The sequence below is a fragment of the Clostridium sp. B9 genome, assembly GCF_050509515.1.
In the GTDB taxonomy this organism is placed as follows: Bacteria; Bacillota; Clostridia; order Clostridiales; family Clostridiaceae; genus Sarcina.
This window is the reverse complement of record NZ_JBNWKA010000003.1, coordinates 923849-949637: the sequence shown is the minus strand read 5'-3', so window position 1 is coordinate 949637 and position 25789 is coordinate 923849. Positions and strand designations below refer to the sequence as shown.

The window sequence follows — 25789 nt, the reverse complement described above, 5'->3', positions numbered from 1 at the left end:
ACAGTCTCAGCTTCTTAACGTAAATCCCACTACATAATTACTTAAATTCTAAAGCTCATTCAGATATTCTCTTCATACTATTCATAACTTTTATAAATTAAGTGCTAAAACTAGCTTAATTATTTATTTTATAGTATTAGCTACATTAATTAGTCTTGGTAAGGCATATTCAAAGAATTCTTTGTAGCTTTGGCAATAGTAGTTTAAGTCTAGTTCTGAGTTTTCCTTTGAATCTCTGCATCTTCTACAGCCACCTTTACAAAGTGTGAACCATCTGCATTTTTTACATTCTTCATCTATTTTAAATGATGATTTTATAAATTCATGATTAATTTTTGTTTCAAAAAGATCTTTCATAGTCATATCTTGTATGTTTCCAAGCTTCCATTTATCTAAAACATAGAAGTCACATGGATATACTCCGCCATCACTTTCAACTACAAATTGACAAGTGCATGTACCATTCATTCCACAAGATGATGATTTCCCAAATAGCATGGTTTCCAATAAACTATCAAAGAATCTTATACTTATTTTATTTCCATTCATGAAATCTTTGTACCATTCATCAAATAGTTCTTTTAAAAACTTACTATAATCTTTAGGTGTTAATGAATATTTATAACTTCCCCATTCTTCATATAATGGATCTAAACAATTTATAAATTGAAGAAACTTAAAATCTTTTTCCTTAAAATATTTATAAACTTTCTTCACATGCTTTGCCGTATTAGATGTAACAACACAGAGTATATTAAAGTCAACAGCATACTTTTTAAATAATTCTGCAGTCTTTTCTACTTTATTAAAAGTGTCCATTCCTTTATAGTCTTTTCTATTTAAATTATGTATATCTTTGGGCCCATCCATAGATAACCCAACAAGAAAGTTATTTTTCCCTAAAAACTTTGCCCATTTTTCATCTATCAAAGTCCCATTTGTCTGCATACTATTATAAATATCTAAATTCTTTTTATTATATTTCTTTTGGAACTCAATTAATTTTTCAAAAAATTCTAATCCAGCTAAAGTAGGTTCTCCACCTTGAAAAGCAAAACTACAATGTCCATCAGCTTCGCTTAAAACTCTCTTAACCATATTCTCTAAAACGTCTTCTCTCATAACTCCATAGCTTCTAACTTCTCTACTCTCACTTAAAGAATGATAAAAGCAATAAGTACACTTTAAATTACACCCACTAGAAGCAGGTTTAATAAGTAAACTTAATGGTGGCATCCCAATTCCCCCTTTTAACTCTTTCCTATTAATCTATATTTTAATTGCGTATTAAATTTATCTAGCCCCTCAGACTTACTTACAGTTCTATCTAAAATTAATACTACCTTAAAACAAAACTTCATAATTAAAAGTAATAAACTATATATTCCTTTTAATAAAGTTTATCACATATATCAATAAAAAACTTTTAATAATTAGTTATAATTTACTTTTCTACCTAACTCATAAATAAGAAGACTATATAAAAAATTCGCTAGATATATGCGAAGTAATATTTGAATGAGTGAGTAGAATTTCATTTATTTTGGAATAAATATAACGTTAAAAGGCTGAGACTGTTTGACCAAAGGGAGTTTCGAAGCCTTAGTTATATTTATGTAAGAATAAATAGAAATTCTTCACGAAATTCAATAATTACTGAGCTATATCTAGCGAATTTTATTTAATAGAGTTCTTGATTCCTATCTTGGGATTAATCCTATTTTCTTTTGCATTTTTCTTAAAGTCTTCATTGCAGCATAGTTTGCTTTTTCAGCACCACTCTTATAGATTGCTTCTAAGGATTTTTTATCTCCTAATAAAGCTTTAACCTTCTCTTGAACTGGAGCTAATTCTTCAACTATTGCATCTCCAACAGTTTGCTTGAATTCAGCATATCCTTTTCCATCAAACATTTCTACAACTTGCTCTGGAGTATATCCTTTTATTGCACAAAGGATGTTTATTAAGTTTTTAACTCCTGGTTGCTCATCTGTGTAATTCACAACACCTATACTATCTGTTACTGCTCTTGAAATTTTCTTTCTTATAACATTTGGTTCATCCATTATTAATATGAAACCATTAGGATTAGCATCTGATTTTGACATCTTCTTGCTTGGATCCTGTAAGTCCATTATTTTTGCTCCCTCTTTTGGAACGTATCCTTCTGGAATAGTGAATGTTGGGCTATAAGTATTGTTAAATCTAGTTGCTATATCTCTAGCTAGCTCTAAATGTTGCATTTGGTCTTTTCCAACTGGAACAAGATTTGAGTTGTATAATAATATATCAGCAGCCATAAGAACTGGATAATTAAATAATCCTGCACCTATTGAATCTCCCATTTTCTTTGATTTATCTTTGTATTGAGTCATTCTGCTTAACTCACCCATATATGAGTTACAAGTTAAAAGCCATGAAGCTTCTGAATGAGCTGGTACATGTGATTGTATAAATAAAGTATTTTTCTCTGGATCTATGCCTGATGCTATGTATATAGCTAAAACTTCTAATGTTCTTCTTCTTAAATCAGCTGGTAATTGCTTTACTGTTATTGCATGTAAATCAACTACACAGAAGAAACAATCATACTCATCTTGTAATTTAGTCCAGTTTTTTATAGCTCCTAGGTAATTTCCTAATGTTAAGTCACCTGATGGCTTTATTCCACTGAAAATAACTTTTTTCTTATCTTCCATTATTATTCTGTCATTCACTATATTTATTATAATGAAATAACAGATTCACCTCCCTTATTTTCTTATTTAATATTTCAAATTAATTTTTAATTTTAATTAAAGATTATATTTATAAATAATTTAATTCATATGATTAACTTAATTAAGTTATTATTACAAATAACTACAAATAGTTTATAAAATAAAAAAGCCCTATAAGCTAAAATGCCTATAGGACGAATATATCGCGGTACCACCTAATGTTACAGATAATTTATATTAACTTATCTGTATCTCTATCTTGTAACGTAAGATTTACGATTTAGAATACTAATATTCCTCTAAACACCTCCAAGATCCATTCAACTTAATCATAACTACTATATTCTCACCAATATATAGCTCTCTGTAAATTTGTTTTTAAGCCTACTAATTCTTTTCACAGGTATTTTTTTATTAACTTTAATGTTATTTTATCACTTTTTAAATTTTAGTCAAGAACCTTGATTGAAATCACCCCAATAAAAAATTTATTTGACAGTCACATTTCATTTTACCCTTCTTTGATTTCCATTTAATCAATTAAACAACCTTTTTTTTATTAAAATATTAATTTTATCCTACAATTATTTTGTTTATAAAAGTTTTTTCTTGATTTTATTTGACATTATGTTAATATAGTAATATAACTTTTATTAATAAAATTTAAAATTACATGAAAAATAATAAAGTAAGATATAATAATTTGTTGAAAATCAAATAACTATTAAATTTGATTATTGCAGAAAGATGAGGTGTATTATGAATAACAAAAGATCAGACTTTTTAGTAATCGGCTTTGCATTGTTTTCAATGTTTTTAGGAGCTGGTAATCTTATTTTCCCTCCTTTCTTAGGAAGAAACTTAGGACCAGATTACTATTTAGGAATCATAGGTTTCATTGTAACAGGAGTTGGAGTTCCACTACTTGGAATACTATCTTCAATAAGAGTTAACGGACAATTTGAATTATTCGGTGATAAAGTTGGAAAGAAATTTTCATTAATATATTCAGTAGCATTGTTTATACTAATAGGACCATTATTAGCTATACCAAGAACAGCAGCTACTACATATGAGTTAGCATTTGCGCCTAACTTCCCTAACGTAAATTACTTTGCTGTAATAGTTGTTTATTTCTTAGTAAACTTAATATTTGTATTAAAACCATCTAAAGTAATAGATGTTTTAGGTAAATTCTTAACTCCAATATTAATAGCTATATTATTCTTCTTAATTGCTAAAGGAATTATGAATCCAATTGATAGTTTAACAAATTCATATACTCCTGACGCTTTATCAGTATCATTATTAGAAGGATATCAAACAATGGATGCTATAGCGGCTATAATTTTCTCTTCAATAATCTTAGGTTCAATAAAATCAAAAGGTTACAAAGGAAAAGCAAGTATAAAACTTCTTGTAAAAGCTGCTGTTATCGCAATAGGTGGATTAGCTATAATTTATGGTGGATTAATATTCCTAGGAGCTCATACTGGAAATCAAGCTTTAGATTTAAATAACTCTCAATTATTACTTTTTGTTGCTGAGAACATTTTAGGACATGCCGGAGCTATTTTAATAGGTGTATCAATGGCATTAGCTTGCCTAACTACTTCAATTGGTCTATTATCAGCTGGTGGTAGTTTCTTTGAGAGAGTTTCTAATGGAAAGTTAAAATATCAATTCAATATACTTGTAATGACTGTAACAAGTATATTAGTAGCTAGTATGGGATTAGATAAGATAATATCTTTATCTGCTACTTTACTAGGTGTAATTTACCCTGTAACAATAGTTTTAATATTATTAAACCTATTCCACAAAAAAATAACTAACCCAATGACTCATAAAGTTACTGTTTATGTAACATTAGTATTCAGTGTATTAATAACATTAGCTAATTATATCCCTGGATTAGAAAGCTTAGTTTCATTATTACCACTATACGCTAAAGGATTTGGATGGTTATTACCTGCATTCTTAGGTTTCTTAGTACCAACTATTTTACCTAGCAGAAGTACAGCTACTGCTTAATAAAAGAAATCAAAGTGTATCATCTTAGATGATACACTTTTTTATTATTTAACTTGTACTATAATCTAACATTTGTTTCAAATGAATAAAATTTAAATTTTAAGTTGATGATAATTTCTAGGCGAAATAAAATAAAATCTTAATACGAATTTACAATTAGAACTTAGCTTATATATTTTTATATAAATTTAATTTTATTTTAACTGTATATTTTGTATATTTTATCCATAACTTTACAACTTATATAATAGAATGCTACAATTATTTTGTGAAATTAAAAAGGGAGGATGCTAAAATTGACGAGAAATGCAAAAAGAAAAGGGAAACAAAAAAAATCTAGCACAAAACGTAAAGTTGCAATTACACTTTCTGTTATAGGACTTTTGATAATAGGTTTAATAGGTGGTGGTGCTGCCTATGGTTTATCAATGCTTGGTAAAGTAAATAAAGTAGAAGTAAATGAAAATAATCTTGGAATTGATAAAGAAATTGATGACAAGCTATCTCAATACGATGGTATTACTAACATAGCACTATTTGGAATTGATGCAGTGGATGGTAAAACGGGTCGTTCTGATGCTATAATGATTGCAACCATCGATGAAAAACACAAAAAATTAAAACTTACATCAATAATGAGGGATTCTTATGTTAATATTCCAGGTCATAAGATGGATAAAATAAATCATGCCTATGCATTTGGTGGACATGAATTAGCTTTAAAAACTTTGAATGAAAACTTTGATTTAAATATTAAAGATTTTGCTACTGTTGATTTTTCATCATTACCTAAAATAATTGATTCTGTAGGAGGAATTGATTTAGATATTAGATCCGATGAAATACAATATATAAATAACTATATAAATGAATTAAATTCTTTAAATGGTACTAGTGCAGCAAATATAAATACACCTGGAGTTCATCATGTAAATGGTACACAAGCATTAGCATATTGTAGAATAAGATATACTGCTGGTGGAGATGGAGAAAGAACCCAAAGACAAAGAATTGTGTTAAACAAACTATTTGAAAAGTTTACTCAATTATCTCCAACAAAATATCCATCAATTCTAGGTGATCTAATGCCTATGGTTACAACAAATCTTTCGTCTAGCGAGATGCTTAGTCTAGCAACAACTGTAGCTTCATTAGGAGGTTCTGGATTAGAACAAGAGAGATTCCCTAAGGATAACTATTCTAAAGGTGAAATGATTAATGGAGTTTATTACTTAACATTTGATAAAGAAACTACTGTTAAGCAATTGCATGATTATATCTTTGAAGATATAAAATAAATAAGAAAAGATAAATCAAACTTGTATATGGTTTATCTTTTCTTATTTTCTTTTTTTTACCTCTTATGGTATATTATTAATTGTGTCAACAACAAGGAGGTTATTATGAACAAAAAAAAATTATCTTTAATATTATCTGCTTTTTTAATATTTGCTTCATCTAAACTTATTTATGCCAAAGAAATACATAACTCTAACCCAAATATTACTGTTGAAAATTCATTAAATAATAATAGTATTGGTTGGATACAAAAAGGTTCCAAGTGGTATTATTTAGATTCTAATAACACTTATCACAAAGGATGGCTAAATCTAAACGGATATTGGTATTATTTTGATTTAAATAATAGTGAAATGAAAACAGGACTTCAAGAAATAAACGGATACAAATATTTCTTTGATACTATTAATGGTAATATGCGAACCGGTTGGATTAAATATAATGATGAATACTATTTCTTTGGTTTAGATGGAACAATGAAGACTGGTTGGATAAATGATGGTTGGACTGATTATTATTTGAAATCTGATGGAACAATCTATAAAGGCTGGCTTGATGATGGATTAAACAAATACTTCATGGATGATACTGGTCAAATGAGAAAAGGTTGGGTTAAATATAATAACAACTATTATTTCTTTGGTTCAGATGGAACAATGAAGACTGGTTGGATAAATGATGGTTGGACTGATTATTATTTAAAAGCTGATGGGACAATCTATAAAGGTTGGCTTGATGATGGATTAAACAAATACTTCATGGATGATACTGGTCAAATGAGAAAAGGTTGGGTTAAATATAATAACAACTATTATTTCTTTGGTTCAGATGGAACAATGAAGACCGGTTGGATAAATGATGGTTGGACTGATTATTATTTAAAAGCTGACGGAACAGTTTATACAGGCTGGCTTGATTATGATAATAACAAATACTATTTAGATAATGATGGTGCTATAAAAAAAGGATGGTTATCATCAAATAAAAATTGGTACTATTTTGAAAGTAACGGTGTTATGATAAAAAATACTACTAAATTAATAGATGGAAATAAATATAGATTTAATTCTAATGGAGAAATGTTAAAAGACAAATGGGATAATTCAACATATATAAATTCTAATGGTATAGTCTTAACTCCATCAACATCAATGTCTCATTCTTATACACAATATAAATTATTCAATTATATGTCAAATAAAAATAATAGAGAAGATGTACATCTTACTTCTATAGAGCTTCATGATGGAATTACTACTAACAACTGTGTTTATTTTACTTCAGAGGCCCTTAGAAGATCTGGAGTAAATATACCTTTATATACAGCTAACACTTACCAACTTGAAAGAGAACTTTTATCTAGAGGTTGGAAAAAATCAACTAATTTAACTAAACTAAAACCAGGTGATATAGTGTTCTCAGGTTACGCTCATGCGTTTACATTTATGCACTGGTATGATTCTGATTATGCTTATATAGTTGATAATCAAAAAAAATATTTTGGAGAAGTACTTCATAAAAGGAAAATAACTGGTGACGACCCAGTTTATGATACTAAAAAAGCTACTCATTTCTATTACTTACCAAATTAATTTGTAGTTTATATAAAGGACAAGCCATTCGATTTAATAAAACTGAATGGCTTGTTTAATTATTATTTTTCTACTATTGATTTAACATAGTTTAATTCATCTAAATTATCAATTTCATATATACTATCTTCTGATATTTTTTGAACACGTATATCTAGCCTAGGTATGTTATTTTTAACGATATCATCCCAATATAAGTTATCAAAATCTCCCTGTTCAACCATAGTTTCGAGTTCTTTTACTATTATATCAGTATCTTTTTTAGACCAGTATGATACCCCACAAAGTATATATCCTTCATCATCCCCAACTTCTATGTCAGTTACCTTTAAGTTTTCATCAAAATGAAGTTTCCACTCCCCTTTAAATCCTTTTTTGTTTGCTGAGAAATACATTGATGTTTCAGGATTTTCTAATAAGAAGTTTTCTGCAATATAAACATCAGCATCAACAACATATGTATCTTCTAAATATTTTCTTACTAAATACATAGTATATATATTATTGTAAACATCGTATTTATCATTATGTACTAATTTAACTCCATACTTTTCCTTTAAGTAATCAAACTTCTCTGCAAGATAACCGGTAACTACTATTATCTCTTCTACCCCTTTTTCTTTTAAATATTCAACTTGTCTTTCTAAAAGTGGTTTTCCATTAACTTCTATAAGCGATTTGGGTGTCCCAAGTGTTAATGGTCTTAATCTAGTTCCCATTCCTGCTGCTAATAATATTGCTCTCATATTAATTAACTCCTCTAATCCAATAATATAATTATAAATATAGATAGAACAACATGGTTATCATGTTCTATCCATATTTTCCATATCTTAATAACCATATTTATAATATCAAAAATATAGTCTCTATTTCAAATAAACTTAAGCTTCTATTTCTTCCACGGCATTTTCAACATTAGTTAATTCTTCTTCATGTGCCGGTTGAGTTGCTACTACAAATGAACCTATCATAACCATCAATGCACAAATAATCATTTTAATGGTTATTTCACGTCCAAGCAATAATCTATCAAACACCATAGCCCAGACAACGTATGTTATATTTAGTCCCATAGCTCTTGTTGGTCCTAACTTATGAATCGCAGTGTAATAACATACATAAGAAATTGTCCCCATTAATGCAGTTACTATTATAACCCATAATACATTTCCTTTGAATGCTTCAAACACTAAAGGATAAGCTTTTAATATTGGTATTATTATTACCCCAGAACATACTGCTGACACAAATTGACGAACTTGTAATGCTTGCTTCGGTGTAATATCATCATCTTTCATTCCATATGAACAAATTACACACTCAGATCCCCAGCCTATTACACTTAGTCCTGCAAATAAGAATCCTATTACACTTGTTTCTCCGCCAGCACTATTCATTCCTAATAATGCTATCCCTAATATACTTACTAATAATCCAACATATCCTTTTTTACTAATCTTCTCTTTTAAAAATATAGCTGCAAGTACTGCCCCTACTGCTGGATATATTGATGAAATTGTTGCTGCATATGAAGGTCCTATATATTTTACAGAAAGTAAGTATCCTGTCATACCTACTGGTCCACCCATTATAGCACCTAATACTACATACTTTGTACTAGTTGTTTTTAATGCCTTTAATAGTTTTCCAACTTGTTTTGTAAAAATCATATATGCAAACATCCATATACTTGAGAATAAATCATGTAGGAATGTACTAACAAATGGTGCTAACATTATAGCAACTTCATTATCTATAAATGGTGCCATTGCCAAAATAACACCAACTAAAACGGTATCTAGCCCCCAAGCTATAGCAGAAATAATCCCACTGCTATAACCTTTATAATTCTTATTAAACATATTATTTTTCTCCTTTAAAATAAAAATCTAATTTTTATTGCCCCATTAATATACTGTCTAATAAATCTAAATTTTTCTTTCCTCTATTATATCTATCAATTCCGTAAGTTCCAAAATCATCACCCTGTGCTTCTTTTAAAACAGTCCATATACTCCATAAGAAGTCTTGACATATTTTATAGATAAGAATTCTAATCTTATGTTTTTCTTCAATTAAGTTATTAAAGTAAATGTCTAAGAATAATTCTTCATCATCATCTGAGAAATCACACTCTATTGAATGAGCTGCTAAATCCCACATTGGATCATTTAATCCACTGTATTCCCAATCTATTAAGAACATTCTTTCATTAATATCCTTGACGAAATTTTCTGGCACTGTATCGTTGTGACATGGTTTTATTTCCATTCCATACTCTTTTAATGTTTCTTCTAACTTTAAAACTCTTTCTTTAGTTTCATCATAATCTTCAAACAATGTTCCATTAACTTTCTTAACTATGTTTTCATAGTCCTCTATTTTTTCAAAAACATCAAATCTATTTTCCATTGGTAATTCTGAATTATGAAGAGTTCTTAAAGCTCCAACAACTAATTCCATATTTTCTTTTTTCTTAGCAGTTGCTGGATTTAAAGTCTCTGCTCCTTCTATAAGCTCTGCAATCTTAACTCCTGATTCTTCATCAAAGAAAAGTATTTTAGCATCTATTCCTTTTTTAGCTGCTAATTGAGAGTTTATCATCTCATCTCTTCTATTTATCATAGAGCTTGTACCAGCACCTGGTATTCTAACTATATATGCCTTATCATTTACAAAAGCTTTATAATTCTTATTAGTCATACCACCAACTGGAAGTATCTCTTTTATCTCATTTTCAGAAACGTCTAATCCTTCTATTATGGCATTTCTAACTTGTTCTATCTTATATTGCATTTCTCTTCTTCTTATCATAGGAATAATATGTTTTCTAACCTTATCATATTGTTCCTCATTATCTATTTCACCCCATACAAGATCATTTATCTTTTCATATCCAACCTTATAATTTCTAGCAACGTCTAACATTGTATACTCATAGTTCATGTATGGATTTATATTAAATTTAAATTCTTCTAACATCATATTGAATAGTTTATATGATATTTTACTTATTCCTATCATTTCTCCATCAATTCTATTAAATTGATGTATGTCCTTTGACATCTTGAATAAATAACCATCTCTTATTTCTACGAAAGCTTCATCTCCTGAACCACTTTCATTAGTAAGCAATATACAATCTCTATTTTCATTCTTTATTATTTGTTCAACTGCTCTACTTTCAAAAACAAGGTCATTCTCTACTAATATAAAGTCATCTGTTATATATTCATTTGCTAAAGCTAAAGAACTCATAGTGCCCGTCCACTTATATGCTGAATTTGTTACACAAACTATTGATGAATCTTTTTCTGCAAGCTCCTCATAAAACTCTTTTTTATATCCATTTACTATAACTATTTTTTCTATTCCATTTGATTTTAAAGCTTCTATTATTCTATCTATAATTCTAAACTCTTCTATTTCTAAGAATCCAGCTGGTTTACCAAAGCTTCCTTTTCCTCCAGCCCCTAAAATAACAGCTTCTTTAACTTTGTAAAACTTATCTTTATGTATTGATAACTTTGTCTTCTTAATTTGATCTAATGATCTTTCTAATGAAGCAACTCCCGCCTCTGTTAGTTCATATTTAACAGTTCTTTTATCTATGTCAATCTTTGTAATATATTCTCTATCCAGTAATTCCTTAAGTAAAGCATTTACTTTGCCAACAGAAATACCTATCATACTCGCTAATCTTCTCTGACTTATATTTTCTTCATCATTTAATATTTTTAGTATCTCAATCTCATATGTTAACATACCCGCTCTCCTTCCGTTCATTTTTTGAACATTAATATCATATCACATTTTTTTCCTTTTAACAATATAACATAAAAAAATGAACTTATTTTTTACTAATAAGTTCATCTTAAATATTGATTTATCTTATACATAAATTACAAGGGTCTGTTTTCCCTGATTTTTTAGCCTCATCTAAATTCATTGTTAAAATTTCTTTACTTCTTTTAAGGGCTGTACATTCTTTATTTTTGTGATAACTCTTACCACCTGGAGTTACATATACCATTGATAACACTTCATCCTTCTTAGGTGTTCCTACTCCATTTTGATCAATAATCCATCCATCTATAGTTGTATTTGTAAGCATAATTCCATTCTTATCAAAATAATACCAATTATTATCTATCTGTTGCCATCCTAATCTCATTGCACCATCTAATCCAAAGAAATAATCCTCTCCATTATACTTAACCCAACCTTTTCTCATTTGACCATTTCCATCCATATAATATTTATTTAAGCCATCATCTAACCAACCTTTATAGATTGTTCCATCTGACTTTAAATAATAATCTGTCCATCCATCATTTATCCATCCTGTTCTCATAGCTCCATCTGGCCCAAAGAAATAGTCCTCTCCATTATATTTAATCCAACCTTTTCTCATTTGACCATTTTCATCCATATAATATTTATTTAAGCCATCATCTAACCAACCTTTATAGATTGTTCCATCTGACTTCAAATAATAATCTGTCCATCCATCATTTATCCATCCTGTTCTCATAGCTCCATCTGGCCCAAAGAAATAGTCCTCTCCATTATATTTAACCCAACCTTTTCTCATTTGACCATTTTCATCCATATAATATTTGTTTAAACCATCATCTAACCAACCTTTATAGATTGTTCCATCTGACTTTAAATAATAATCTGTCCATCCATCATTTATCCATCCTGTTTTCATAGTACCATCTTTTCCAAAGAAATAATATTCATTATTATACTTAACCCATCCAGTCTTCATACATCCTGTAGAAATATCAAAGAAATATTTGTATCCTTTTATTTCTTGTAATCCAGTCTTCATTTCGCCAGTAGCTTCATCCAAATAATACCAAACATTATTTAAATTTAACCATCCCTTAAATTTTTCACCTTTATCATTTATGTAATACCATTTATTATTTTCATTCTTCCAAGTTGGATTGGTTACTAATTTTTTTATGTTTATAGATTCTGTAAGGTCAGCATTTCTATTTTTCATGCCTATTTCATTAGTAATTTTCTCTGTTTTCACTTCTGAAGCTTGTACACTTAAACTACCTGTAGTTAGCAATAAACTACAAATAACTCCTGCAATTAATTTTCTTTTCATCCTAATACCTCCTAATATGATATTTAATTGTAATATAAAGCAATTTATTTTTCAAAAATTTTTTCTATTAAAATTCGACAAGTATTGATAAACAAAAAGTAAGAGTGTATTAAACACTCTTACTTTTATTATTTTTTCGCTATTCCATTATTACCTATATGCCATCCATCAATTGTTTGATTAGTAACCATTGCACCTGATTTGCTAAAATAATACCAATTTCCATCTACTTTATACCAACCAGTTTTCATAGCACCTTCTGTTCCTAAATAATATTTATTTCCGGCTTCTTCTAACCACCCAGTAGAAACTGTACCATCTGACTTTAAGAAATAATAAGCATAACCGTCATTTATCCATCCAGTCCTCATCGCTCCATCACTTCCAAAGAAGTAATACTCATTGTTATACTTAACCCATCCTTTTCTCATTTGTCCATTTTCATCCATATAATATTTATTTAAGCCATCATCTAGCCAACCTTTATAGATTGTTCCATCAGGTCTTAAATAATAATCTGTCCAGCCATCATTTATCCATCCTGTTTTCATAGTACCATCTTTTCCAAAGAAATAATATTCACCATTATGATTAACCCATCCAGTTCTCATATATCCACTTGCATCAAGATAGTATTTGTATCCTCCAATTTCTTGAAGTCCAGTTTTCATTTCACCAGTATTTACATCTAGATAATACCAATACCCATCAACTTTCATCCATCCTTTTGCTAATGTCCCATCTGAATTTTGATAGTAGTATTTTCCGTCTTTAATTATCCAATTAGATGCTTTTATTACATCTTTACCTTCATTTATTAATTTTAAATTATTGACTGGAGTGTATCCCTCTTTCCAGTCATATGCTCCACTTATTTTCCCATTACTTATAGGAGTTGTTCTATCAGGTTGTATTTTATAACTTAAATTTCCGCCTATACTATTTTTATTTAAGTCATTTATTATAACCGCAGTACCAACTTTACCAACTTTACTGCTATACATACTTCCTATGTTATACAGTAAAGTTCCTGTTTCATCTGTAACTTTACTATTTCTAACATATAATCCTAACTGATATTTATCATACTCTTTTAAACCTGCTAGTCCATTACCAGACACATGATAATCTACTTTATAAAAATTACTTGCTGCTTTTTCACCCCAGAATGGATCAGATGCATATTGAATATTTGCTCCAAATCCTTTATTCCCCAATGCAGCTCCATTATAAGACCAGTTATATGGATCTGCATATCCTCTAGACATTTGATACTTAGCAAATTCATTTATACATTGTTCTACACTTTCAAAATAAAAAGCATCATCCGGACTAGAATCTACAGCTCCTATTCCAAATAAATTATTTTTAGTTCTAGCATAATATGATGTTCCCCATGCTGACTCATTTATAGCTATTCCTAGCATAGTCAATGCATTAACTCCATACTTATTTTGAGCTTCTATAAAATATTGTCCTGTATTTCTAAGCTTACTAGTAGATGCTGAATAATTACTTATATATGTATTTATTTGATCAGCAGTAAAGCTTGTTTTACTTCTCATTGGCAAATAATAATAATAATTATAATATGGATCATTAGCATTTACTGCATTTACATGAGTGTTGTTCTGTAAATCACTTATTAATAAATCTAAGCTTGTATAAAAATACTTTCCATCATAATTATAATACTTCTCCCATTCTTTTAAATAACTTGGAGACTTTCCTAATGGATATCTATAATACTCTTCACTACTCATTAAATTATCACTGATAAAATGACTTAGTTCTCCATATCTATTAACATAATTACTTGGATTCTCAGCTTGATTTAGAGGAACAATATCAATTGCATCTTTGCTTATCCAACCTCTATATCCATTAACAACAACCTCTGCTGCATTTCCTTCATATTTTATTATAGGAACATCATCAATGTAAGAAGCTGCTATATATGTAAAAGCATCATTCAAACTTGAATCTGTACATATATTAATCGTACTTTGTCCACTAATTCCTACTACTCTTCCCAATGCTTTTTCAGCATATATAACTTTACCTTGGTCATTTAAAACAACAGGCATTCCTTCAGTAACAGCAAAACTTTGAATATTTGAATTTTTATGCTCCGTTGAATCCTTAGCAGCTATATAATCATCATAACTACCTAAATAGACAAAACTTCCATCATCCTTAGCTAATGCAACCTCATATTTTTTTTCTGTTTTAGGTTGTAAACGCACTAATGACTCAAGTCCATTTGAATCTCTTATTTGTTCATACTTCAATTCTTTTCCATCATTATTCACACTAAAAAATTGATATGCTTTAGGTGCTGCTTTTATATCCTTTTTCTCATAAACACTTCCAACTAAGTTATCTTTATTCTCAGCTTCTATTTTTTTAGAGTTATCCTCTTCTTTAACACTTTCTTTTTTCTCTGAAGAATTGCTAGTGCTATTTACATCAATATTTGAATTTTTTTCATCAGTTTTCTTTTTAGTATCATCTTCTGTTTTATCTTCCAATTCTTTTTTATCTCCAGATAACTTGTCCATATTTTTCTCTTTATCTTTTGATTCATCTTGAATAATACTTTTATTATCATTAACTTTATCCGATGTATTATCACCAGAAACTTTCTCATTATAATTATCTATACTTTTTTCTTGTTTATTATCAACAGCATTAATATCCACCTTTGCATCAGTAGCAAATACATTTGTTGTTGAAAGAGCTATAACTATAGCTAATATAGCAGATGTTTTTCTTATCATCCTTAATCCTCCTAATAAAATATCCATTATATTATATAATATTTTCGTAAGTTATAAAATAAATTTCAGAATAAATAAAATTTGATAGCACTACTATGTACTATCAAATTCTACATCTAATTGTTTATAAGTATATTTATTAAAGCTTTTGAAAATTTCCCTGAAAAATCCCTTCTTAGTATATCTTCATGTGATTTTGGAAAAGGAAACTCAACCAATACAGATTTAGCGCCAATTGCATTTCCATAAGTTATTACAAATCCACCTGGGTATTTTGGTATATTAGAAAATCCAAATTCTCTATCAAAGTAACTAGCTATATGACTATCACCTATAGTTTTATCTTCCCATCCATGAACATCTAACAATACTTTTTTAGTTGCACCATCCATAGCTTTATTTATAAAACTGTGTAATGCCCTAGCTTCTGGCGAACCTAAGAAATTATCACCTGTATAATTTCTTGCACTATAATAAGGTCTAAATCCTATTGGAAATGACCTATTTATATCATTTCTTGTTGTTATTGTTGTTCTACCAGGACCATAGTTTGTCCACCCCTCAATTCTTCCATCAGGATTTGCTGATGGAATTAAATATACACTCCATTCACTTAAATCATCTACATTTGCTCCAATTTCATATTGTTTAACTAAAGTATTATACGCTTTTTTTGCTATTAAATACAATTCTTGAGAATCACCATCCCAAGCATCCTCGTATCCGTGCACTCCAAAAACAGCTACTAAAACCTTCTTTCCACTCCCTACTCTATAGTAATCAAGATCTCTGCCACGTCCACTTTTACCATATGTAGATTTTTCTATATATTTACTACCAATACCTTCACTATTTATATACCAATCTCCTATAATTTTATTTCTAGACATAAGTCCTGATTGCTCAAAATAATACCAAGAATTATCTATCTCTTGCCAGCCTAACTTCATAGCTCCATCATTTCCTAGATAATACTTGTTATTTCCTTCAGTTAACCAACCTTTAGATATTTTACCTTCTTTATTCATAAAATAATATGCACAACCATCATTTATCCAACCAGTTCTCATAGCTCCATCTTTACCAAAGAAATAATATTCGCCATTATATTTAACCCAACCAGTTCTCATTTGGCCATTTTCATCCATATAATATTTATTTAATCCGTCATCTAACCAACCTTTATGAATAGTTCCATCTGGCTTTAAAAAATAATCTGTCCATCCATCATTTATCCATCCAGTTCTCATAGCTCCATCTTTACCAAAGAAATAATATTCGCCATTATATTTAACCCAACCAGTTCTCATTTGGCCATTTTCATCCATATAATATTTATTTAATCCGTCATCTAACCAACCTTTATGAATAGTTCCATCTGGCTTTAAAAAATAATCTGTCCATCCATCATTTATCCATCCAGTTCTCATAGCTCCATCTTTTCCAAAATAATAATATTCGTCATTATATTTAACCCAACCAGTTTTCATATTTCCATTATTATCATCAAAAAAATACTTATTACCATTTATTTCTTGAAAACCAGTTTTCATTTCACCTGTATTTTCATCCAAATAATACCAATAATTATTTAACTCTAGCCATCCTTTATGATAATTGCTGTTAGAATCTAAATAATACCACTTAGAATCCTTTTGTATCCAACCAACACTAGAATTTAAGTTTGAAGTATTACTTTTTAATACTATGTTATTATTACTGTTTAAATTTTCTTTTACAACAGCATCCTTAGCTTTAATATTGCTATAACAAAAAAATTGTGTACTTAATATCCCCCCTATTATAATACATTTTAAAATTCTTCTCTTAGAAGCAAGCATTATTACACCCCTTTATAAAATTTTATTAATACACCTCTAAATATACCATATTATTCATCTTTTAACACTATTTTCACGTTAAAAAAGGCTAAACATACTATGTCTAACCTTTAATATTATTTCTTAAACTTTATAATGACTTTATCAAATAATTGCATCAAAGTATTATCTTTTATTAACAATAATATTCCAAAATAAATACTACCATTAACTACTATTGATAATAAACTAACTATAAATATATTATTAAATGAATTTGTTATAACTCTAGTAATAGGTATAAATAATAATGCTATAAACAAATACTTACTTTTATCAAGAGAAAATATATTAAAATCTAAATTCAATTTTTTCTTTATATAAATACATTCTAATAATATAACTACAATATTGGCTATCATTGTAGTTATTATTGAATATGTACCATTTAATAAATTCATCTTTAATAATAATATGTTCAAAATTAAATTGACGAATCCTCCAACAAATATCATTTCAACCTGTTCTTTTTCTTTTTTCTTAATATACATAACTTGATTACCTAGTATTGTTTCATACCCTAAAGTTATCATATATATTGAAAATACAACAAGCATAGGAATAGCATTTACATACTCTTGCCCACCATATATAAGTACTATTTCTTTAGCTAAAACTACCATACCAATAGCTGCTGGGAAAAGTAATAAAAAATATATTTTGGTTATCTTGTCTAATAAATTTATGTACTCCTCATCATTATCATTTGCAATATAATGAGATAATCTAGGTATTGTTACATGTATTACAGACAATAATAATGTACTTATTATTGTACTTATATTTTGTGCAGTACCATAATATCCAACTTCTTTTAATCCAACAAATTCACCTAAAAGAAATTTATCTAATTGAGTATACAATACGTTAACATTAGATAAGATTACAACTAAAAACATAGGCTTAATATGTCTTTTTATTTTTATATCCTTAAAATTAAACTTTATACTTTTTTTAATATAAACATAACTTATAATATTATTTAAAATAGTAGATAATACTAATAAATATAGATAATTTTTTAAATCTTTTGCATTCTTAACAAACATAAATAATAATACTATGTATATAATTCTGACAACAATTGTTTTTATTGTTATAAAATCATAGTTTTCTAAAGCTTCATTTATCCACTCAACATAAAATATATTAGCGATTAAATTAAAAGTTAAAATCATACACGCCGTATAAACAATAGTCCCAGAATACATGAATTTTATAAAAAATAAATACGCTATTGTTGTTATTATTGTTGTCATTCCAGTAAAAACAAATAAGCTGGTGAATGTTTTTGACAATAGTTCTTTATCTTGTCTAACTCTACTTATTTCTCTAAGTCCATACTGATATACACCAAATCCTGCAAATATGAAGAAATATCCAAATATAGTTTGTGAAAAATTCACGGCCCCCATAAGATCTGGTCCTAATTTCCTTAAAACATATGGGCCTATTAATATAGGAACTACTAAATTAAACAAGTTAAGCAAAAACTTAAATGCTATATTTTTAAAAATCGATTTACTCATAATTCCTCCTAAAACTTTAAATTACCTAATATATATTTTCTCTGAATGTGTAGGTATTCTTTTATCCTTTGGAGGCAATATACTCCAATCACCATAAAGACTTTTTAATACATTTTTATATTTATTTGGAACCATAAATTCGTAATCTTCAAATTTATAAGTTTTTAATGGGAATACATCTTCCCTTAGTATTTTCATGTTCCAAGGTCCCTCAATTCCATAATCTATATATTCACTTCCCATATCTTTTGCTTCATCTGCAATATAGAATGCTTTTTTTATAAACATTTTATATGGTAATATTTTAAATATAATCCTAAGAAACATTAAAGCAATATTTCTAGGTATGTTTTTAACTCCATCTTTATAAGGCAATTCACTTTTCCATTTTAAATTTATTATATTATAAATAGGTTTCTTTTTAGAAATATTATAATCATTGTAATCATCATACGGTAATACATCTATGAATAATCCTGAATGACTTTTTGATTCTTTTTCACCTATATAGCTATTATTATCTCTTATTTTAATCCAAGGAGCTTCCGAATACTTATCAGTTAAAGGAGACTGACAAAAATATTTTTCACTCAATTCATTTTCAACTACCTTTTTGAAATTAATATAATCTGATCTAATCATCCCTATATCTATATCATCATCCCATGGAATAAAACCATTATGCCTTATTGCTCCTAATAAAGTACCGGCATCAAGCCAATATTTTATATTATGCTTTCTACATATTCTATCTATTTCACAAAGCATTTCAAGCATCCTTGTTTGTGCTTCTCTTAATGAACACTCTTTATAATCCATATGTAAAAACTCCTTACTAATTATCTATAATATCTTCAATCTCTATTATCTTTTCTTCAAATCCTAATTTATTTTTAAAAACTCTACAATTTTTTTGAAGCTCAGTTGCTAGATTTTTATCTTGTAATACCTCTTTCATTTTGCATGCAATATCTTCTATATCCTCTATTTCAGCTATTAATCCCAATTTCCCATTTTTAAGTATATCATTAGCCGATTCAAAATTAGTAGCTATAATTGGCTTTTCTAAAGCTATAGCTTCACATAAGCTTAATGGATATCCTTCATATCTTGATGGCATAATATAAAAATCAGCTTTTTTTAAATATTTATATGGATTTGATTCAAACCCTAAAAATTTAAAACTTTTTTCTAAAGATTCATTCTTAATAATTTTTTCAAGATTATTTAATTCTCCACCAGTTCCTAAAATAGCAATATTATGATTAATACCTTCATTAATAAGTTTTTTATGTGCCTCGATTAACAAATCATGGCCTTTAACTTTCTCTACTCTTCCAATAGCAATAAATGTTGGATTATTATTATTAAATATTTTTTCATAGCATATCTCTTCATTAGCTTTTTTATCTATAGACACCAAATCTATAGGATTATTTATCACTGTTACTCTATTGTTAAATTCAGGATGCTTTGTTATAAGTGATATTTTGCTAGCCTCAGATACGCATACCAATTTATCCATAGCTTCAAGAGCCTTACGCTCCTTATCTAATTTCATTATATTATGTTTCATTAAATCAGTATGAATCCAAGCTATCTTTTTCTCAGATAAGTCCGAATCTGATATTAATTGGATACAAGCTCCTTCTAAAAACGGAATATAAACATCATATTTTTTTTTAATATTTTTTTTAAATAATCTTCCTAATCCTAACATTCTATTTATTTTAAAATGAATTTTCGTTAATAAATAATATATCTTATACATTTTTTTCTTTTCGTAAAGTTTATCATTGTAAATGTAATTAACTTTTATATTTTTAGGTACATCCTGTAAATATACTCCTTTGTTTCTAATGAGAAAAAGTTCTACATCATACTTGTTTGAATTCAAATTTTTTATAATATCAATTAAAACTTTTTCTGCTCCACCTCCACATAAATTATCAATTAAAAATAATAACTGCATACTTTTTTACACCTCATATTAACTTTTTTATTCTGAATAAATAATTAGGCACAATCATTTAAATAATTGTGCCTGTTTTACTTTAATATCTCTTTTTATCAACCCTACTACTCCCCAATATTATCCAAAAGAAAGTAACTATAGCTGTCATTTCAAAATAAGAATCAAATATCATTAAAACCAACATTATCATAGGAAGTATCGAATATATTTTATTGTTTGAATATTTTTCTATACTATTAAAAAACATTAAATAAATTAAATATCCTAAAACTCCAAGTTCACCTATAATAGCCATAATACTACTAAATGGATATGATAAAACAGCACTCATATCTTTTACAAAAGCTAAATACTCTTCATTATATTGTTCAGCAAATTGCTTATATGGCTCAACTATATGTGGAGGTATTATCTTAGATAATGTTATAGCTAACGAATCCTCTTTAGCCATATACTCATATGCTCTTAAGTTAGCTACCCTACTGCCATATTGACCGGGCCCATATCCTAAAAGAAGCTCATAACCAATTAATTCTTCATTTATCGTCTTATCAAAATAATGAAATTTATTATTATATGGTGGTTCATATATATATCTATAAATATATTGACTTTTAGACTCTATATTATTTTTAAATGAAGGAATATGTGAAATATTAGTTATACTGTATAATGTTAAAAGAATCATTAATCCAGTAGTTAATATTTTTCTATCTTTTAAATATTTTATTTTATCAATTACAAACCATAATATAAGTACTCCTATAGCAGATACTACTATATGTTTTCCATCAGTTAGATATATCATAATTAATATAACTAATATATTTACTATATCATTTTTATCTATATACTTTTTATTTTTAATCATTATTGCAATTACAACTAAATACCATATAAGCCATACGCATAATCTGTGAGCATTTACAAATGTTCCTGCATAAGAGTCTGAAGGCTGAAAAATTCCATAATTAAAGAATTGAATTATCATCATCAATATCTGTATAATTAAAATGTTCTTAAAAACTTGCGCTATATTCACTATACTATACTTACATGCTGATGTTAATTTGAAAATAAACAGCATTATAAAGATATATCCTAATGAAAGAACTGCACTTAATATAGTTTTATTTACTATAGAACTGACAATTCCAGATATAATCATAAATATAATTAAAACGCATAACCACTTATCTCTTTTATCAAACTGTATCGTTATTTTTCCTCTTAAAATTTTCAATATCCAACTTAATCCAGCTATTCCAATTCCTAAAAAGTTAAATAATTCACTTGGCATTATCATTGAATACATTAAAAATTCAAATTCATCTATAAAACCACAAAACATAAATATTGAATTTAATATTATAGGTAATGTAAGCCAATAAGTAGAAATAGTCCATGTTCTAACTAAAACTACAATTATAGTCATAATACTTAATACAATAAATTTATTTTTTTGTGCTTTAGTATAATTTCTATAATCCAACAGATTGCTAATACTATTTTTTAAATTCATTAGATATCTCCTTCTATGCTTCTGTACAACGCCTCATGCTTTTTTATAAATATTTCTATATCATAATTCTTCTTAAACTTAACAAAAGCATTATTAGCAATACAACTTAATTCATCTCTACTTTTATAAAATGCTTCTCTTATTCCACAAGCTATATCACTAGGTTTATTAGATTTTAATTCTATACATTCATTTGATGATAAAAGTTTTTTTATTCCACCTACTCTATATGCTATTATTGGAATTTTGTAACTCATGGCCTCTAATAGAGTCATTGGTAATCCCTCCATATCAGATTGAATGATTAGACAATCCGATTTATCAAAGACATCTCTTACATCTTCAATAAAACCAAGAAACTTAATTCTATCTTCTAAACTACTATTTACAACTTGTGTTTTAAGACTGCTTTCTAACTCTCCGTTTCCAGCAATTAAACACTCTAAATTAATTTTTTCATCATTGATTTCTGTCATAGCTTCTATTAACTTATTATGAGCTTTTACTGCAGTTAATCTTCCTATACTGCAAATGGTAAATTCTTCATGTTTTACTCTTTCCCTATTATTTAATTCTCTTAATCCATTGTTTATAAAAATCAACTTTTCATCATTAACCTTTAAATCTTCAACAAAAAATTTTTCTAATTCATTTGAAACAACTATATATTTTTTATTAAGATTTATTAAATACTTTTGTAAAAAACAATATATATTTCCTTTTAGTTTATTAGTAGTGTCAAAATCTGCTCTACTATGAATGGTTGTAATAACTTTTCTTTTAGTAATTAATGAAAGTAGTACACCAAAAACCTCTGATGTTACTCCATGTGCATGAATAATATTAATATTATTATCTAAAATATATTTTCTTATTTTTAATAAACTTTTTATTATTTTTTTCTTATCATTTGGTATTAAAACAACTCTATTTCCATTTTCATTTGCTTTAATTATATCCGCAAATTTTGTATTGTCCAAAGCAACCAAATACATTCTGCAATTTTCATAATTTGAAAAAAACAGATTCTCTATTACTTTCTCTGCACCACCATATTCTCTACCTAAATTTATCAATAATACTTTAGTCATAAAACTACTCCTTCAATTCTCCAACAAAATGTTTTATAAACTTAGGATATTTTACAAAGTATCTAGAAAATAATCTCGTTGGTTCCTTTAAAAATCTATAGAACCACTCCATTCCTATTTTCTGAACAATTTTAGGTGCACGTTCTATCTCTTCAGAATATATCTTTAGTGCTCCTCCTATGGCTATAGCAATATTAACATTAATTTTATCAATATTATCAGTAATCCATATTTCTTGTTTAGGTGATCCCATTCCAACAAAAAGAATATTAGATTTTGATTCATTTATTTTTTCTATTACTCTTGAATTATCACTTTCACTAAAATAACCATTATTAAAAGTAATATTTTTTATTCCTTTAAAATCTCTTCTAATATTCTTTTCTAATTTTAAAAGTGTATCGTCTGTCGCACCTAAGAAGAATATATTTAATTCTTCTTCATCTGAAATTTTAAGAAGCTCGTCCATTAAATCAACACCAGTTATTTTATGTATAGGTGTTTTCTTAGCTTTAGCAGTAGCAACAACTGGCCATCCATCTGCTATTATATATTCAGCTTTACTATATTTATTAAAAACACCTTCATCTGATTTTATATTTATAATATGATCTACATTAGGAGTGTATATTCTAACACTCTTATTATTTTCAATATCTTTTTTTAAATCAGATGTTATATCCTCTAAACTTTTGTCATAAAAATTTAGTCCAAAAATTTTAACCATAATTTTCTCCTTACTTTTAGCTAGCATTTTCATCTCCAAATAATACAAAGAATGTTTTAAAGATAAGTTTTAAATCTAAAAGTAAACTTCTATCTTTTACATACTTAACATCTAATTTCATCCAATCTTCAAAACCAATAGAATTTCTCCCCATAACTTGCCAATAACATGTTATTCCAGGCTTAACAGCTAATCTTTCCATCATCCAAGGTTCAAATTCCTCAACCTCTTTTGGAAGACTTGGTCTAGGTCCTACTAAACTCATTTCACCTCTTAAAACATTCAACAATTGTGGTAATTCATCTATACTCGTTTTTCTAATAAACTTTCCAACCTTAGTTATTCTTGGATCATTTTTCATCTTAAACATAGGACCAGACATCTCATTTTGCTCTTTTAATTTTTCTTTTATCTCCTCAGCATTAACAACCATAGATCTAAATTTATACATATAAAATGGCTTTCCCCTAAGTCCTATTCTTTTTTGAGCAAAGAATATTGGACCTTTTGAATCCATCTTTATAGCTATAGAAACTATTAAAAATATTGGTGATAAAATTATTAATCCTAAAAAAGAAGCAATTATATCCATAATTCTTTTAATAAATAAATATATATATTTATTATCCTTAGTATCTAAAAATTGGTCTTCGATAAGAATTTTTTCTTCAACCAAAACTTGCACTCTCCTTTAAATATAAAATTTATAGTACAAACTTTTCAAAAACATGAGCAACTCCGTCATCATCATTACTTTTTGTTATAAAGTCTGCCTTTTCCTTTACTTCATCAAAAGCATTTTCCATAGCTACTCCTAAACCTGCATACTCTATCATATGCAAATCATTTCCAGCATCCCCTATGCATATTACTTCTTCTCTTTTAATCCCTAAACTTTCAGCAAGTGATTTTACTCCCTCTCCTTTATTACAAGTATTACTTAAAAACTCTAAAAAGTATGGAGCACTTCTTACTACAGTATATTTTTCATAAAGTTCTCTTGGTAATTTTTTAATACCTTCCTCTAAAACATCTGGCTTATCAATCATCATTACCTTAACTATTTCTTCTTCTGGTTCTATAGTTTCATAGTTTATTTCATATACATCTATTCCGTTTATTTTTCCTTCAAGTTCTGTATATTCATTCATTTTAGGAGTAATACATCCATCTTTTGAAAAAGCATGAATATTTACACCTATTTGTTTACTTACTTCATATAAATCTAATAAATCTTTTCCTTTTAATGAATCTCTACATATAACTCTATCTGATCCAATTTCTTTTATTATCGCACCATTAAAAGTCAAAACATATTCATTATCATGAAATAAATCTAATTCTTCTATATATTTTTTAACACCATCAACAGGTCTTCCTGTTGCTAGCACAACCTTGATATTTTTCCCCCTAGCTTTTTTAATAGCCTCTTTATTCTTTTCAGATAAAGACTTATCCTTTTTTAATAAAGTTCCATCCATATCTATAGCTACTAACTTATACATATCTTCA

At 27.7% G+C, this 25789-nt stretch carries 19 protein-coding genes and 1 other annotated feature; of the genes, 3 read left to right on the top strand and 16 right to left on the bottom strand.

Annotated features, from left to right (window positions below):
- Window positions 1-123 precede the first annotated feature (123 nt).
- Both ACQZHJ_RS04225 and trpS read right to left on the bottom strand, forming a co-directional pair.
- Window positions 124-1236 carry an anaerobic sulfatase maturase gene (locus ACQZHJ_RS04225; protein ID WP_430484293.1) on the bottom strand — a complete coding sequence of 371 codons (1113 nt, stop codon included), beginning with the start codon at window positions 1234-1236 and terminating at the stop codon, window positions 124-126.
- 464 nt (window positions 1237-1700) lie between these two features.
- Window positions 1701-2699, bottom strand: a complete 999-nt coding sequence (gene trpS / locus ACQZHJ_RS04220; RefSeq protein WP_430486863.1) for a tryptophan--tRNA ligase — start codon at window positions 2697-2699, stop codon at window positions 1701-1703.
- A 208-nt stretch (window positions 2700-2907) separates the two neighbouring features.
- Window positions 2908-3130: a binding site (T-box leader), on the bottom strand.
- A gap of 349 nt (window positions 3131-3479) precedes the next feature.
- On the opposite strand from trpS, the gene brnQ reads away from it, so the two are divergent.
- The 3 genes from brnQ to ACQZHJ_RS04205 all read left to right on the top strand — a co-directional run bounded on the left by brnQ (window position 3480) and on the right by ACQZHJ_RS04205 (window position 7645).
- Window positions 3480-4754: a branched-chain amino acid transport system II carrier protein gene (brnQ, locus tag ACQZHJ_RS04215; RefSeq protein ID WP_430484292.1), complete on the top strand. Its 1275-nt coding sequence runs from the start codon at window positions 3480-3482 to the stop codon at window positions 4752-4754.
- 287 nt (window positions 4755-5041) lie between these two features.
- Window positions 5042-6052, top strand: coding sequence for an LCP family protein (locus ACQZHJ_RS04210; RefSeq protein ID WP_430484291.1), 1011 nt, complete (start codon window positions 5042-5044; stop codon window positions 6050-6052).
- A 105-nt stretch (window positions 6053-6157) separates the two neighbouring features.
- A complete protein-coding gene (locus ACQZHJ_RS04205) occupies window positions 6158-7645 on the top strand; it encodes a cell wall-binding protein (protein WP_430484290.1) in 1488 nt (495 codons plus the stop codon).
- A gap of 62 nt (window positions 7646-7707) precedes the next feature.
- On the opposite strand, the gene ACQZHJ_RS04200 is transcribed toward ACQZHJ_RS04205, so the two are convergent.
- From ACQZHJ_RS04200 to yidA, 14 genes are all read right to left on the bottom strand, one after another.
- Window positions 7708-8391: an NTP transferase domain-containing protein gene (locus ACQZHJ_RS04200; protein WP_430484289.1), complete on the bottom strand. Its 684-nt coding sequence runs from the start codon at window positions 8389-8391 to the stop codon at window positions 7708-7710.
- 138 nt (window positions 8392-8529) lie between these two features.
- A complete protein-coding gene (locus tag ACQZHJ_RS04195) occupies window positions 8530-9510 on the bottom strand; it encodes a DMT family transporter (RefSeq protein ID WP_430484288.1) in 981 nt (326 codons plus the stop codon).
- A gap of 34 nt (window positions 9511-9544) precedes the next feature.
- Window positions 9545-11413, bottom strand: a complete 1869-nt coding sequence (locus tag ACQZHJ_RS04190) for a phosphotransferase (protein WP_430484287.1) — start codon at window positions 11411-11413, stop codon at window positions 9545-9547.
- A gap of 121 nt (window positions 11414-11534) precedes the next feature.
- Window positions 11535-12773 carry a hypothetical protein gene (locus ACQZHJ_RS04185; protein ID WP_430484286.1) on the bottom strand — a complete coding sequence of 413 codons (1239 nt, stop codon included), beginning with the start codon at window positions 12771-12773 and terminating at the stop codon, window positions 11535-11537.
- Window positions 12774-12901: 128 nt separating this feature from the next.
- A complete protein-coding gene (locus ACQZHJ_RS04180; RefSeq protein WP_430484285.1) occupies window positions 12902-15553 on the bottom strand; it encodes a glucosaminidase domain-containing protein in 2652 nt (883 codons plus the stop codon).
- 116 nt (window positions 15554-15669) lie between these two features.
- The gene (locus ACQZHJ_RS04175; protein WP_430484284.1) at window positions 15670-17394 is read right to left on the bottom strand and encodes a M14 family zinc carboxypeptidase; all 1725 of its coding nucleotides are present in this window, start codon (window positions 17392-17394) and stop codon (window positions 15670-15672) included.
- Window positions 17395-17510: 116 nt separating this feature from the next.
- The gene (locus ACQZHJ_RS04170; RefSeq protein WP_430484283.1) at window positions 17511-18962 is read right to left on the bottom strand and encodes an oligosaccharide flippase family protein; all 1452 of its coding nucleotides are present in this window, start codon (window positions 18960-18962) and stop codon (window positions 17511-17513) included.
- Between the two features lie 21 nt (window positions 18963-18983).
- A complete protein-coding gene (locus ACQZHJ_RS04165) occupies window positions 18984-19781 on the bottom strand; it encodes a LicD family protein (protein WP_430484282.1) in 798 nt (265 codons plus the stop codon).
- A 16-nt stretch (window positions 19782-19797) separates the two neighbouring features.
- The gene (locus ACQZHJ_RS04160; RefSeq protein ID WP_430484281.1) at window positions 19798-20934 is read right to left on the bottom strand and encodes a glycosyltransferase; all 1137 of its coding nucleotides are present in this window, start codon (window positions 20932-20934) and stop codon (window positions 19798-19800) included.
- Window positions 20935-21016: 82 nt separating this feature from the next.
- Window positions 21017-22459: a hypothetical protein gene (locus tag ACQZHJ_RS04155; RefSeq protein WP_430484280.1), complete on the bottom strand. Its 1443-nt coding sequence runs from the start codon at window positions 22457-22459 to the stop codon at window positions 21017-21019.
- Window positions 22459-23550 carry a glycosyltransferase family 4 protein gene (locus tag ACQZHJ_RS04150; RefSeq protein WP_430484279.1) on the bottom strand — a complete coding sequence of 364 codons (1092 nt, stop codon included), beginning with the start codon at window positions 23548-23550 and terminating at the stop codon, window positions 22459-22461. The genes ACQZHJ_RS04155 and ACQZHJ_RS04150 overlap by 1 nt, the downstream gene beginning before the upstream one ends.
- Before the next feature lie 4 nt (window positions 23551-23554).
- Window positions 23555-24277 carry a WecB/TagA/CpsF family glycosyltransferase gene (locus tag ACQZHJ_RS04145; protein ID WP_430484278.1) on the bottom strand — a complete coding sequence of 241 codons (723 nt, stop codon included), beginning with the start codon at window positions 24275-24277 and terminating at the stop codon, window positions 23555-23557.
- Window positions 24278-24293: 16 nt separating this feature from the next.
- Window positions 24294-24938 (bottom strand): sugar transferase, encoded by a 645-nt coding sequence (locus ACQZHJ_RS04140; RefSeq protein WP_430486862.1) that lies wholly within the window; start codon window positions 24936-24938, stop codon window positions 24294-24296.
- Between the two features lie 43 nt (window positions 24939-24981).
- Window positions 24982-25782 carry a sugar-phosphatase gene (gene yidA / locus ACQZHJ_RS04135; protein WP_430484276.1) on the bottom strand — a complete coding sequence of 267 codons (801 nt, stop codon included), beginning with the start codon at window positions 25780-25782 and terminating at the stop codon, window positions 24982-24984.
- Window positions 25783-25789: the final 7 nt, after the last annotated feature.